This is a genomic window from Halocynthiibacter sp. C4, assembly GCF_028823805.1.
In the GTDB taxonomy this organism is placed as follows: Bacteria; Pseudomonadota; Alphaproteobacteria; order Rhodobacterales; family Rhodobacteraceae; genus Falsihalocynthiibacter; species Falsihalocynthiibacter halioticoli.
In genome coordinates this window covers 52085-65147 of record NZ_JAPEIE010000004.1, presented here as the reverse complement: position 1 = coordinate 65147, position 13063 = coordinate 52085, and the positions used below count along the sequence as shown (strand labels likewise).

The 13063-nt window shown below is 59.3% G+C and carries 11 protein-coding genes and 2 pseudogenes; 7 read left to right on the top strand and 6 right to left on the bottom strand.

Annotation, left to right across the window (positions count from 1 at the left end; all coding sequences use genetic code 11):
• Window position 1: 1 nt before the first annotated feature.
• Complete coding sequence (gene repA, locus OU789_RS14855; RefSeq protein ID WP_203212320.1) at window positions 2-1183, bottom strand: plasmid partitioning protein RepA; 1182 nt, start codon at window positions 1181-1183, stop codon at window positions 2-4.
• Window positions 1184-2045: 862 nt separating this feature from the next.
• Here repA and OU789_RS14850 point away from each other — a divergent pair.
• Window positions 2046-2371: pseudogene (locus tag OU789_RS14850) on the top strand (PIN domain-containing protein); the annotation flags it as partial.
• 61 nt (window positions 2372-2432) lie between these two features.
• Here the strand turns inward: OU789_RS14850 and OU789_RS14845 are convergent.
• Window positions 2433-3305: pseudogene (locus OU789_RS14845) on the bottom strand (recombinase family protein); the annotation flags it as partial.
• Window positions 3306-3447: 142 nt separating this feature from the next.
• Between OU789_RS14845 and OU789_RS14840 the strand changes: the two are divergent.
• From OU789_RS14840 to OU789_RS14830, 3 genes are read left to right on the top strand one after another with little or no spacing between them, the layout of a single operon-like run.
• Window positions 3448-5088 (top strand): Mu transposase C-terminal domain-containing protein, encoded by a 1641-nt coding sequence (locus tag OU789_RS14840; protein WP_274656370.1) that lies wholly within the window; start codon window positions 3448-3450, stop codon window positions 5086-5088.
• A gap of 1 nt (window position 5089) precedes the next feature.
• Window positions 5090-5971 carry a TniB family NTP-binding protein gene (locus OU789_RS14835; protein ID WP_274656369.1) on the top strand — a complete coding sequence of 294 codons (882 nt, stop codon included), beginning with the start codon at window positions 5090-5092 and terminating at the stop codon, window positions 5969-5971.
• Window positions 5968-6759 (top strand): TniQ family protein, encoded by a 792-nt coding sequence (locus OU789_RS14830; RefSeq protein WP_274656367.1) that lies wholly within the window; start codon window positions 5968-5970, stop codon window positions 6757-6759. The genes OU789_RS14835 and OU789_RS14830 overlap by 4 nt, the downstream gene beginning before the upstream one ends.
• On the opposite strand, the gene OU789_RS14825 is transcribed toward OU789_RS14830, so the two are convergent.
• The gene (locus tag OU789_RS14825; protein ID WP_274656365.1) at window positions 6685-7653 is read right to left on the bottom strand and encodes a LysR family transcriptional regulator; all 969 of its coding nucleotides are present in this window, start codon (window positions 7651-7653) and stop codon (window positions 6685-6687) included. The two genes, OU789_RS14830 and OU789_RS14825, sit on opposite strands and share 75 nt — an antisense overlap.
• Before the next feature lie 146 nt (window positions 7654-7799).
• Between OU789_RS14825 and OU789_RS14820 the strand changes: the two genes are divergently transcribed.
• Genes OU789_RS14820 through OU789_RS14810 form a run of 3 tightly spaced genes read left to right on the top strand, consistent with a single transcriptional unit; the run spans window position 7800 to window position 10084 of the window.
• A complete protein-coding gene (locus OU789_RS14820) occupies window positions 7800-8231 on the top strand; it encodes a DoxX family protein (protein WP_274656363.1) in 432 nt (143 codons plus the stop codon).
• Window positions 8232-8290: 59 nt separating this feature from the next.
• Entirely contained in the window at window positions 8291-9112 is an 822-nt protein-coding gene (ygiD, locus tag OU789_RS14815) for a 4,5-DOPA-extradiol-dioxygenase (protein ID WP_274656361.1), read from the top strand.
• Between the two features lie 12 nt (window positions 9113-9124).
• Window positions 9125-10084, top strand: a complete 960-nt coding sequence (locus OU789_RS14810) for a glutathione S-transferase family protein (protein WP_274656359.1) — start codon at window positions 9125-9127, stop codon at window positions 10082-10084.
• A 74-nt stretch (window positions 10085-10158) separates the two neighbouring features.
• Here OU789_RS14810 and OU789_RS14805 read toward each other — a convergent pair whose 3' ends face one another.
• From OU789_RS14805 to OU789_RS14795, 3 genes are read right to left on the bottom strand one after another with little or no spacing between them, the layout of a single operon-like run.
• Entirely contained in the window at window positions 10159-11451 is a 1293-nt protein-coding gene (locus OU789_RS14805) for a TRAP transporter large permease (RefSeq protein WP_274656357.1), read from the bottom strand.
• The gene (locus tag OU789_RS14800) at window positions 11448-11948 is read right to left on the bottom strand and encodes a TRAP transporter small permease (protein ID WP_274656355.1); all 501 of its coding nucleotides are present in this window, start codon (window positions 11946-11948) and stop codon (window positions 11448-11450) included. Before OU789_RS14800 ends, OU789_RS14805 begins: the two co-directional genes overlap by 4 nt.
• 56 nt (window positions 11949-12004) lie before the next feature.
• Window positions 12005-13057: a TRAP transporter substrate-binding protein gene (locus OU789_RS14795; RefSeq protein WP_274656353.1), complete on the bottom strand. Its 1053-nt coding sequence runs from the start codon at window positions 13055-13057 to the stop codon at window positions 12005-12007.
• Window positions 13058-13063 lie beyond the last annotated feature (6 nt).

Genomic DNA, 13063 nt, shown 5'->3' with positions numbered 1-13063 from the left:
ATTACCGCCCCCAAGCCTGTTGAAGCATTCCCGCAATCTCAGCACCAACCGCATCCATGCTGTTCTTTGCGCGATCATAGGTCGATCTGGTCATCTCGGATCGCGCAACCTCGTAGATCGACATCTTGAGCATCGATGCGTCGCCAATAGCCGTACTACGCAGTCCGGTCGCCCCAACAACACGATCCTGAAAAAGAGCGCGCATAAGGCTCACGATCTGCTGACTGGGGATATCGCTCGGATCGTCCCGCGTAATGAGGAAGGAGAAAAAATCATGATCGAGTTTGACGCCCGTGTCCTCGATCACACCAAGATAAGCAGAAGTCATTTCGACAAACTGCTGGGTGGAAGCAAGGTCGAGCATGCTCGGCGTCATCGGCACGATGACCGAAGTCGCAGCGTAGAGGCCGGTCAAAGTCAAGAATCCGAGAGCTGGTGGGCTGTCGATAACCACCACGTCGTAGTCACCCTCAACGGACTGGATCGCCAGGCTGAGCTTCTCAAAGAATGCAACGCCACGACCTGCATTGACCGCAGTTTCTGTTTCAAACTCGCTTAGAACAAGCCGGGCAGGAGCCAAATGAAGGCTAGGGAAATAGGTTTCTACGATGGCCTCGGACATCGGCACCGGGTCTTCATAGCGAAGTGCGTCGTAAATCGACGCCCCTTCAAACTCCAGTTCAGTCTGAATCCCGCAAAAACCCGTGAGGCTCCCTTGCGGATCCAGGTCAATCGCCAAGACCCGGTAACCGTTCAATGCAAGGTAGTGACACAGATGAATCGCAGAGGTGGACTTCGCAGATCCACCTTTGAAGTTCATCAACTGAATAACCTGAAGCTTGTCGCCCTCGCGACGGCCGGGAAGGTATTTGCCGGCCTTACGAGAGCTAGCCTCCAAAAAATGGCGGGCTTGAAGGATCTCTTCACCGGAATAAAAGCGCCGTCCGTTCTTGATTACTTCCGGCTCCGGCAAGGACCCGTCGCTATGGCACTTGCGCAAGAATTGCCCGGTCACCCCTAGAAGATCAGCAGTCTCTGTAGCGCTGAATAGTCTCAAATTCTTGCGTTGATCGGGCGCGTAGGCTTGCTGAAGATGCGTCGTGAGCGCGGTGTGTAGACGCGCTGCTATCTGGCTTGTAAGCTCGGATTGAGACGCCGCTTCGATTGGTGCCGTCTGGAACATGGTTGCTATTTCTCTGCTCGAACGCGCTTATTTGCGCAACTTGACTCTAATGGCCGTGATTCACCATGTTAAGTCAAGGATTTTATCCACAAATTGTGCTGTCGGACCAAAGGGCTACTAGGGAAGCCAAACACCCTCTAGAGTTAACAGCTGTTAACAGCACCCACGAACTAGCGGTACAGCAAGACATCTGTCGTCGATTGGGCGTCGCTCCCAACCGATCCGATAACGGTCCCTCGACCGAAAATTAGGCTGGCGAGAGAGACAATGCACATAGGCGGATTGAAACCAAGCACCGACAGATCTACCGCGGAACAAGGGCCCTAATGGGCCATATGTCGAAGTTACATTGATGCTCAAGAGCCGAGGTTAAACGCCGAGATCACATTCGCATCGCATCAACAAGGTTGGTTAAGACCCTGACGTCTGGCGCGTCAACGGTGCCCAGCAGGGTAGGGGGGGGGCAGCACCGTTGCTTTCCCGGCAGGAACAATATTCGACGTAGAGCACCGCGTAGATAGAACCAGTTCGACTACACCTCGCCGGACCTCAAGACCTGCTAGTTGAGCCCTCGTTGTTTAGGACGGATGAGTGGCGATCCGTGGCAATTTAAGTTCCCGAGTTTGTCCGTAGAACGAACGGTCGGCACTCCCTACAGCCGATGCGCTCGCTCGGCCGCTTCGAAAAAGCGCTGGAAATGAAGAGCGGATACCGTGCTTGCCGCCGCCCAAACTACGGCTCAATGACGCAACTCCTTCACCAGCTTTCCGGGGGCAGATTGCGCCCAGTTTCGCTGTCCAGATGATCCACGTTGAACATCGATGGCAGTTGCCTTGCGAAGCTCAAAGGTGCAGGAACACCCGCCGACGAAATACTAGGGCAGGGGCCCCGGATCAATGTCCAGGTCCTGATCGAAGCGCTTATCAATTGCCGGAGGCAAGCGGGTTCAGCTGTGACGACGCCGGAGCTTGTCTCGCGAGCATCCAGTCCTTGTGCCTGGTCGAGGATCTGACGATCCAAACCCATCAGGTGGGTCGCGCCATAACGGAGAAGTATCAGTTCTCGGTCCATGACGCGGTGATCGTGGCTGCCGCGCTGATCGCCGGATGCACGACACTGTGGTGCGAGGACATGCACGACGGATTACTCGTGGAAGAGCAGTTGCGCATCATCAATCCATTCTCCTGACCGCAAAACGGGCGGCAACCTCGCAATCGTTCCATCGAATGGAAGATTTGCAAGGTTGTGTTTATTGCGCGCACTTCAGCAAGCCCAATTTCTCCGCGCGTTCCAGCAGCATCCTCACGGACGACGGCTGCCAGCGGGCGCGTCCGCGCGGGGTGCGTTCGCGCATGGATTCCAGCCGGTCACAGATCGCCTGGAGCGTGATGTCAGGGTCGGCACCCTTGATGCCAGCGACAATCGCGGGCAGGCGGTCATCGGTTTCGCGGCGTCCGGCGCGGCCAAGCACCTCGGCAGGAAGGAACCCGTCGCGCACATATGCCTTCACAGCGCGCAAGAGACGGCTTTGGGTCCAGCGACGCGCCTCGGGCAGGGGGCCATTGATGATCCGCAGCAGGTCTTCCCAGGCCATATCCGGTCGCAAGCGGCGCACATGGGGCACCCAATCCTGCGCGGTCTCGTTGAGGCGCTCCATGTAGCCGTCCTGTCGCGCCAGCCGCACCTTGCGCAGCGCAGCGGGATCCTTGGCGCGTAGCCCAGGATTGCCACCAACGCGCCCTTTGGCGCGCGCAGAGGCAAGCCCGGCCTTTGTGCGCTCACGTATCAGCGCGCGCTCGAACTCGGCCGCGGCGCCCAGAACCTGCAATGTGAACTTGCCTTGCGGGGAAGCGGTGTCGATGGGATCCTGCAGGGAGCGGAAGAAAGCTCCCTTGGCCTCCAGACGTTCGATCACCTCCAGCAAGTGCGACAGAGACCGCGCAAGCCGGTCGATCCGCACAACGACCAGCGTATCGCCGCTCTGGACGCGTTCGAGCACGCGTGCCAGCACCGGTCGCGCGCGATTGCCGCCCGAGGCGTGCTCTTCAAAGATCTCGACGCAACCCGCAGTTTGCAGGGCCTCAGACTGGGGCAGGGGGGTCTGATCCTCTGTGGAAACACGGGTGTCGCGTAGCCCTTAATTGTGAGATGAGAAATCCAACGAAATCAACGGCCACCCTTTGCCCTTAAATATGAGATTTTGTCTTTAATTCCGATATTTTTGCCCTTAAACCTGAGACAGGGTTCACAGGTTTTTGCGGCAAATGTCGATGGAAAATGATGACGAAGAGTCAGTTGCCCTTGGTGCTGAAGAGGCGCGCAGGGCGGCCGTTCTGCGTCCGCTTGTTCAGGCATATCTCAAAGGAACTGGCAGTCTGGAAAGTGGCATCAATGACGCTGTTTGGGAGCTTGGTGTCAGCAGGGCGACGGTCTGGCGCTGGATAAAGCGGCTGGCGGAAGGGGGTGGGCGTACCAGCGCTCTGGCTCCGCGGAAACGAGGCCGCCCGACCGGTACGACCTTGATATCTAGCAAGGTGGAAGCGGTGATCGAAGAACATCTTCGCCGTTATTTCTTACGGCGGGAACGTCCAAGCCTGTCGCGCGTCGTGACAGAAATCCGCAGCGCGTGCTGGCAGCAGGGCTTGCAACCGCCGACGCGTCGGACGGTTCAGCGCAGGCTGGATGCAATGGACGCCCGCGAAATTGCCAAGGCACGCGAAGGCGCAAAGGCGGCCCGCCAGAAATTTGCGCCGGTCGTAGGCGAAAACAAGGCAAACCAGCCACTGGAGGTCGTGCAAATCGACCATACACCTGCCGACATCATTCTTGTCGACAGCTTTGAACGCCACCCAATTGGCCGGCCTTGGGTCACGCTGGCGATCGATATCGCAACGCGGATGGTGACCGGATATTACACCTCTCTCGAGGCCCCTTCGCGTCTGTCAGTGGCGCTTTGCCTGACACAGGCGGTGTCCCCCAAGGCGGACCTTCTGGCGGAATTGGCGTGCAATGTTCCTTGGCCCGCGCAGGGTAAACCGCATAGCATCCACGTCGATAACGGGCGCGATTTCCGGTCGCATGCCTTTCGGTTGGCATGTGCGGAATGGGGGATCGATCTGGTCTATCGGCCGCCAGGCAGTCCTCATTTCGGAGGGCATATCGAACGATTGATCGGCACGATGATGGGGGCCGTGCACCTGTTGCCTGGAACAACGCAATCCTCGGTCGTGGCCAAGGGCGACTATGACGCCGAAGGCATGGCCGCGATGACCTTAAGCGACTTCGATCGCTGGTTTGCTCTGGAAATCTGCCGCTACAACAACAGCATTCATTCAAGTCTTGGCTGTACGCCCGTCGCTAAATGGGAGGCGCTCTCAGCAGAGATGATGGGAGACATTCCCTTCGAGATGGAAGCCTTTCGGGTGAGTTTCCTGCCGAGCGAACTGCGCAAGATCAGGCGGGACGGCATCCATCTGTTCGAGATACGGTACTGGTCCGATGCCCTCGCAGGCCACATTGGGCGTGGGGATGGAAAGGTGGTCGTTCGCTACGATCCTCGTGATATCTCAATGATCTGGGTCGAACTGGACGATGGCCGATATGTTGAGGCGCGGTACAGAAACCTGGAAATTCCCCCCGTATCACTCTGGGAATATCGCGATGCGATGAGGAAGGCCCGTGCCCTTGGCAAGTCCGGGTCCAATGAGCTGGTGCTGGCTGAGCTGATCCGACAGCAACGCCAGATCGAAGCTGAAAGCCAAGGCCTGACGAAGGCTGAACGCCGATCCCGTGAAAGAAAAGGGACATTGGAGGGCGCCAACTCGGCTGTCGCGATAACCGAAGGGCTGCGCGCGATCGATACGGGTGATACATCGCGCCCATTGTTCAAGGTGGAGAGATGGTGAATTGAGGGCAAGGACAACTGAGGAAGACGGTCGGATCGCCCTCATTCAATCGGATATCTGGATCGGCTTTCCACGGGCCGAACAGGTGTTGGACCGCTTGCAGGGCATGATCGAAGCGCCACGGCAAACCCGTATGCCTGGGCTTCTTGTGCATGGCGCCTCCGGGATCGGAAAGACGATGATCGCCCGAAACCTGTCGCGCAAGTACGCACCAGACTACGATCCGGCGTCAGGCATCACCCGCACACCGCTGTTGCTGTTACAAGCGCCGCCAGCTCCCGACGAACGGCGGTTCTATCTGCACATCCTTGCGACCGTCGGGGCACCGGCCACGGCACTGAGCGCGCGCGCTCAAAATGTGGCCTCCCTCGAAGTCCGTGTCGTCGCGCTTTTGCGCGACCTTGGCTTGCGGATGATCATGATCGACGAGGTCCACAACCTCTTGGCCGGGACCCATCGCGAACAGCGCCGCTTTCTTAATGTTCTTCGGTATCTCAGCAATGAGCTAGAGGTGTCACTGGTCTGCCTCGGGGTCAGCGAGGCCGTCGATGCTATTCGCGGTGATATCCAGCTGGCCCGACGGCTGGACGAACATCACCTGCCAAACTGGCGCGACGATGCCGAGTTCTCGGACATGATTCAGACACTCATCGCGGCAATGCCCCTCGAGAAGGAATCCAATCTGAAGGTCAAGTCACTCAAGCAGATACTTGCGCTGAGCGGCGGGGTGACCTCGCGCATCTTCGCCCTGATCAAGGATCTTTCCATCGACGCCATTGTCACAGGCGAGGAATGCATCACCGATGACGCAATCGCCAGATGGACGCCGGTTTGGTCGCGCCATGCGACTGCCCAGCGGCGGTTTGAGCCGTCCGGGGTTTGAAGTCGCGCCCGCTACCCAAGACTGTCGCGCCGCTGCCAGACGAGTTGTTGTCAGGTTGGTTGTCTCGGTTGGCTGCGGCCAACTACTGCGATGACGCCGAACTGCTGGCTCATATCAAAATCGATACCGCGCATGGCACCGCCTTGGACTTCTACGTCGACGCGGCTGTGGCGGAGAAGATTGCCAATGCCGCACGGGTCGACCCAGATGTCGTGCGATCTTTGACCTTTCCAGCAATGACGCCACGAGAAGCATCGCTGACGGCCCAGGTGCCATTCCAGCAATGCCTGCAATGCTCCAGAGAGGGCCTTTCGCTCAGGCATTGGAGGCGGGCCTGGGCATTCGACTGTCAGGTTTGCGGGACGAGACTTGTGCAGACCCTTGGCAAAGCAGGTGACGAACAAATATCCGACAAACTGATTTACCGAGCGCGCCGCGGGGCAGGGATGCTTGAGTGCGCCGCGCGATCACGCAGCCCCAAGCAACTTCGGCGCGCAATGCGCGCGGTCACCTTTTCCATGTCACTTAAGGGCTGCCACGGGGAGCCGTTGTTCGCTCTTCAGAGCCACAGACCAGAAGTGAGGCTGTTTTGCCTTGCCGCAATCGCCGCCGCGCGATCTCATCCCTTGGCTAAGGCAGCCATCGTCAGCTCCGCCATAGACGACTTTGCCAGGGTTGCTCTCTTGCGCGCCTTCGAGAAGGAGCATCGATTGCTAGCCGCGGTCGATCACATCGCGCAAAGGCACGCGAGAAGCAAAGGCCCCATGACAGCCGAATCTCGCAATTAAGGGCAAAACTCGACGCCGAAAGCGTCTCGTCTCAATTTTAAGGGCAACGCGACACTTGCGTGGCAGTGTGCGGCCTTCCAGATAGACCGCGCCGATCGGGCTGCTTTCGGACTGGTATTTTTCCAGAAGCGTGACGAGATCGCCTTCTTTGACCGCTTCGCGCAATGCGAAATTAGGCACATATGCAATGCCGAGACCATTGGTTGCCAGTTCCACGGCGGCACTCGCCGAATTCACCTGAAATCGGCCGGTCACATTCGCAACAATCTCTGAACCATCTTTACGTAGCACCCAACGGCGTGGGTTCCGCCGGTTCGTGTCAACAATGCAGGCATGGTTTGACAATTCCGTCGGCGTACTTGGTGCTCCATGCCGCGCCAGATAGTCCGGACTGGCAACCAGCACGCTCCGAAACTCTCCGAGACGGCGGACCTTGAGCGAAGCCTGATCGAAATGGCCGAGCCGAAAGGTCAGGTCGAGGCCCTCGGCGGCGAGGTCGAGATATCTGTCGTTGAGCCTCAGATCGATTGATATTGCGGGATGTTGGGCTGCGAAGCGGGCCAGCACGCCGACGACATAGATCTCTCCAAACGTGATCGGGGCGGACACCCGCAGTGTTCCGGAGAGACCTTTCGAACTCTCGGAAACCTCATTCAGAACAGTGTCGAATTCGTCCAGAAGCGCCGGCGCGCGTGCGAGCAGGTCTTCGCCTGCGGGTGTAAGGCCGACTTTGCGGGTGGTCCGTTGCAAAAGACGCACGCCAAGCCGCGCTTCCAGCTCGGCAACATATTTGGACGTCAGCCGGTTCGAGACACCCAACTGGTCCGCAGCCGACGTGAAGGAGCCGGTTTGAGCAGTGGCGACAAAGGCGCGCACCTGGTCGAGAAGATCCATGGCATAATTCCGAACAAAACGTGGAAAGTCATTCCTTAACATCTCCATTTTGTTGATGGCCTGCAAGCCCTAGGTTGCAGTCCATTACAAACCGGACACCAGGCTTTGCACCCGACGTCCAAACGATATTCCAAGGAGTACCCGACATGACCACCACCCCTGCAAACACCAATGCCGATCTTGCCGCCCTCGCCCTGCGCGTCGCAAGCGGCGTGGCCTTTCTCGCCCATGGCTGGCTGAAGGTCAGCGTCTTCACCGTCGCCGGCACCGTCGGCTTCTTCGAAAGCCTCGGCCTGCCCGGCTTCTTCGCCTACCTGACTATCCTGGGCGAACTCGGCGGTGGCCTGGCGCTGATCCTCGGCCTCGGCGTCCGCGCCGTCTCGATCCCGCTCATCGCTATCCTGCTGGGATCTGTTTGGGCGCATTCGGGCTTCGGCTGGACATTCTCGAACGAAGGCGGCGGCTGGGAGTTCCCGCTGTTCTGGGCCGTTGTCCAGGGCGTGATCCTGCTTTTGGGCGCTGGCGCCTACGCGCTCCGTCTCCCGGTTCTTGACCGCGCCATCGGCAAGTTCGCCTGAGCGCCCATCAGATAGCCGGACTGCCAACAGGCGGTCCAGCCCCATTCGGGAGACCCTTCATGCAAACGTACAGCCTTCAGGACCTATCCGACCGCTTCGCGCCCTCCGACCGGATGCCCGTGGTGTTTCTTGGACATGGCAGCCCGATGGATGTCATCGAGGACAATGCCTACAGCCGGGCCTGGTCGGACCTTGGCAAGAGCCTGCCGCGACCCAAGGCCATTCTCGTCGTTTCGGCCCACTGGATGACGCAGGGCACCACGCTTGTCGACGTGTCCAAGATGCCGCGCACGATCCACGATTTCTACGGTTTCCCGCAGGCCCTGTTCGACCAGCAATACCCCGCACAGGGTCAACCCGGCCTCGCCCGCGAGGTCGTCACGCTCCTAAAAAGCCACCGGGCGCAGGAGAATGACCGCTGGGGGCTCGATCACGGCGCCTGGGCCGTCCTGAAGTTTCTCTATCCCCAGGCCGATGTGCCGGTCTTCCAGGTCTCGGTCGACATGAGCCGCGGGCTTTCGCATCAACTCGAGATCGGTCGCACCCTGTCGAAGCTGCGCGATCGCGGAGTCCTGATCCTGGGGTCGGGCAACATCGTTCACAACCTGCGGACAATGCGGCGCGGAGGAAAGCCGCTCGACTTCGCGTTGGAGTTCGACACGCTTTTCGCCGGCCGCCTGACCGACCGAGATATCGCTGCGCTTGCAGATGCCGAGGGGCTCGGTTCCCTGCTGCGAGCCGCCCACCCGACGGTGGATCATTATCTGCCTGCGCTTGCAATTGCCGGCGCGTCGGATGCACGCGACGACCTGACCTTCATGACCGATGCCATCGATCTGGGATCGGTGTCGATGCGGTCGTTCATCTTTCACGCGAATTGAGGACACAGACCCATGCTTGTCGACGGAAAATGGATGGAAAACTGGCAGCCAGTGCAGAAAGCCGACAAGGACGGCCGCTTCGTGCGCCAGACCTCCAGCTTTCGCAACTGGATCACGCCGGACGGTGCGCCCGGCCCGACCGGGGAAGGCGGGTTCACGGCCGAATCTGGCCGCTACCGGCTTTATGTTGCTCTGATCTGTCCCTGGGCGTCGCGTGCGCTGATCGCCCGAAAGCTGAAGGGACTTGATCACATAATCCCGGTGACCGTGGTGAACCCGACCCTGACCGATCAGGGATGGAGTTTCGGTGGTTTTCCCGGCGCTGACAGGGATCCGCTGTTCGGGTCACGCTATATGCACGAGATCTATACTTCGTCCGATCCAAGTTTCACCGGGCGCGCAACGGTTCCGGTGCTCTGGGACACGAAGCGGAATGTGATGGTGAACAACGAAAGCGCCGATATCCTGCGCATGTTTGATACCGCCTTCGAACATCTCGTTCCCTCCGATCTGCGGCTCTATCCTGCGCATCTGGCAGCGGAAATCGACGCTCTCAACCCGCGCCTCTACGACCTGCTCAACAACGGCGTCTACAAGGCGGGCTTCGCATCGTCACAGCACGCCTATGAAGAGGCGCAGGAGGGCGTGTTCGCGATGCTGGATGAACTCGAGGACCGGCTGACCGGCGACTACCTGTTCGGGGACAGTGTGACGGAAACGGACGTTCGCGCTTTCGTGACGCTGATCCGTTTCGACGCAGCCTATCATGGTCTGTTCAAGACCAACCGGCGGCAGGTCAAGGACTACCCCCGGCTCACCGACTACATCACACGGATGCTCAACTTGCCCGGCGTGCGGGAAACGGTGAACATGGATCACATCCTGCATGGCTACTATTCGATCAAGGCGCTCAATCCCAATGGGATCGTGCCCAAGGCACCCGATCATATCGCGGAACCGCTGAGCCTTTGAGGACATCGCCTAATAATGCGACGGGCGAGGATTTCTCCTCGCCCGTCGCTATTCATTTGGGAAGTGGCTCACGCCTAACCGACGGTGCTTCCCAGCCAAAGCGTGATCGCGGGGAAGGCCACCAGCAATGCAAGGCGCACCACATCTACGGCGATAAATGGTACGAGACCCTTGAAGATCCGAACCACCGGAACATCGGGCAGAACTGCCTTGAGAACGAAGACGTTCATGCCGACCGGCGGCGTGACGAGTGCGATTTCTGTCACAACGATCACGATGATGCCGAACCAGACCAGATCGAACCCTTGAGCGACCACGATCGGCGCGAAGAGTGGCACGAAGATCAGGATGATCGCCATGGAGTCCATGACGCAGCCCAACACCATGAACACGAGCATGATCGTGAAGATCAGAGCGTAGCCTTCAAGGCCCGTGGATTGCACCAGCGCCAGGACACCGGCTGCCAGACCGGACAGGGTCAGCAGTTTGGACAGCATCAGCGCACCAAACAGGACCGTGTAGAGCGAGACTGACGTATAGGCCGTGTCGATGATGACCGTCCGCAGCACTTTCCAGGTCAGGCGACCATGGAACGTCGCAATTAGGATCGCGAGGCCGGCGCCCATGCCGGCCGCTTCGGTCGGTGTGAAGAGCTTGGCATAGAGGCCGCCGATGATGAGACCGAACAGCAAAACGAAAGGCCAGATGCCGGACAACGCTTTCAGCTTTTCCGGCCAAGGCGTCTTTTCGCCTTGTGGTGCATGGCTGGGATTGCGCGCTGCAACGAACCGGATCGCGACCATATAAAGCGCGAGGCCCAGGAGGCCGGGGATCACACCCGCGATGAACAGGTCCCCGATATTGGTCTGGGTTAGGATGCCGTAGACTACCATGATGATCGAGGGCGGGATCAGAATGCCCAGCGTGCCGCCAGCGGCAATGGTCCCGGAGGCGAGCTCATCCGAGTAGTTGTACTTCTTCATGCTCGGATAGGCGACCTTGGCCATGGTGGCCGCGGTGGCGTAGCTGGAGCCGCAGACTGCAGAGAACCCGGAACAGGCAACCATGGTCGAAAGGGCCAAACCGCCACGTACATTGCCGACAAAGGCATAGGCGGCACGGAACAGATCGTGGGCGATACCTGTCTTGGAAATCACGTTTCCCATCAGGATGAACATCGGCACAACGGCCAGATCGTAGGACAGGACCGCGTCGGAAATCGTCAGCGGCAGGAGTTGCAGCGCGATGTTCCAGTTGATGGCGAACCCGATCCCGGCCACGGAGACGGCGAGCAGAGAGAAGGCGAGAGGCACCCGCAGAAAGGCCAGCAGAATAGCCGCGAGCATAGCAATGGAGCCGACGATCATAGCGCTTCCTCCTCGTGGGTATCTTCGGGATCGACCATCGGACCGGTGACGGCGATGGCCATGGCGGCCAGCGCCGAGAGGGCGCAGCTTGCGGCCATGTAAAAATAGAGCGGGCCGCGTGGGACACGGAGAGCTTGGCTGACTTCCGAGATGCGCGACGCGTTCAAGCCGTGCTTGATGAAGAGCCAGGCGATAAGAGCCAGCACTGTGGTCACCAGAACGCTGATCAGGACGCGCCACCACGCCATCCAGGGCTTGTTCACAAACTTGTCGAGCAAGTCGATTGTCAGGTGCGCCCCAGCCGCGGTCACCAGAGGAAGGCCGGCAAAAACAACCAGTGCCATCAGATGCTCTGTGATGTCATTTGCTCCGTAGATTGGTTTGCCGACAAGCCGGCGCCCGATCACGTCTGCGAAGGTCAGTGCGACCATTGCCAGAAGGAACAGTGCCATGACTGTTTCAACTCCCCGGCGGATTTTCCATGCCATGGACAGCATGATCCTGTCTCCTCCCAAAGAAGCGGGGACCAGAAAACCGGTCCCCGTTACGCGTTTTAGTTCGATGCAGATGATGCGGATTCGGTTGCAAGCGTCTCATACGTGTCGTTGTAGAAGGACAGCATGGCCTGCGGGTCGGCAACGCCAGCGGCCTTGGCGGCCTCCACCCAATCGGCAACCATCGTGTCGTAGATGGTATCCACCGCTGCGATCAGTTCGTGAGAGGCTTCCACGATCTCATGACCGGCCGCGCCCAGCTTTTCGGTGGCGGCAGGGTTTTGAAGGTCGAAGTTCTTGCCCCATGCGGCGGAGAGCGCTTCACCGATGATCCCTTCGATGGCAGCCTTGTCTTCGTCAGCCAACCCATCCCACTTGGCACCGTTCATGATGACGAAGAAGGTCGCGTCGTAGAAGCCCTTCGGGAAGATGGTGTGGTGCTCGAGGCTGTCTTCGAGGCGGAAGTTGACCACGGATTCCATGGTGTGAAGCGACCCGTCGATGACACCGCTTTCCAACATCTCGTAGGCCTTGGTGGCCGGTGCGGCCACCGGAACCGCGCCCAGCGAGGTCAACAGTTTTTCCTGGATCGGTCCGCCCATGCGGAACTTGACGTTGGCCACATCCTCGGGCGAGGTCACGGTTTTGGAGCCGTGGTGCAGCTGGCCGCCGCCGAACATGCCGACAGCAAGCATTTTCACACCGTCGAAAGCCGCGTTGTCGGCGAGGTAAGCCTCATAGGTCTGCCACAGTGCCCGGCTTTGAGCTTCGGCATTGGTTCCGGCATTCGGGAACTCGGCAAACCACATCGAAACGAAGCGCTCGGGCTCATAGGTGAAGTTGCCCCAGGTGATGTCGGCCACGCCGTTGCGTGCCAATTCCCAATGCTGGGGCGGGCTGGCCAGCGGTGCGGGCAGGATCACGACGTTGACGCGCCCTTCCGTGACTTCAGCGACCTTCTCCGTGAAGGGCACGAGGAAGTCGGTGTGCACGAAGTGGGTCGGCGGCACCCAGGACGACATCGTGAGCGTCTCGGAACTCGCCATCGTCCCCGCCATCATTGCGGTTGCGGCGACAGCGCCTTTGAACATGGATTTGGTGAAGGTGATCATCTGGAT

Coding starts and splice junctions, on each gene's coding strand:
- OU789_RS14800 (WP_274656355.1), bottom strand. CDS start 11,948: ATGCTGTCCATGGCATGGAAAATCCGCCGGGGAGTTGAAACAGTCATG.
- OU789_RS14805 (WP_274656357.1), bottom strand. CDS start 11,451: ATGATCGTCGGCTCCATTGCTATGCTCGCGGCTATTCTGCTGGCCTTT.
- OU789_RS14825 (WP_274656365.1), bottom strand. CDS start 7,653: ATGGATCTTCTCGACCAGGTGCGCGCCTTTGTCGCCACTGCTCAAACC.
- OU789_RS14840 (WP_274656370.1), top strand. CDS start 3,448: ATGTCGATGGAAAATGATGACGAAGAGTCAGTTGCCCTTGGTGCTGAA.
- OU789_RS14820 (WP_274656363.1), top strand. CDS start 7,800: ATGACCACCACCCCTGCAAACACCAATGCCGATCTTGCCGCCCTCGCC.
- OU789_RS14810 (WP_274656359.1), top strand. CDS start 9,125: ATGCTTGTCGACGGAAAATGGATGGAAAACTGGCAGCCAGTGCAGAAA.
- OU789_RS14795 (WP_274656353.1), bottom strand. CDS start 13,057: ATGATCACCTTCACCAAATCCATGTTCAAAGGCGCTGTCGCCGCAACC.
- ygiD (WP_274656361.1), top strand. CDS start 8,291: ATGCAAACGTACAGCCTTCAGGACCTATCCGACCGCTTCGCGCCCTCC.
- repA (WP_203212320.1), bottom strand. CDS start 1,183: ATGTTCCAGACGGCACCAATCGAAGCGGCGTCTCAATCCGAGCTTACA.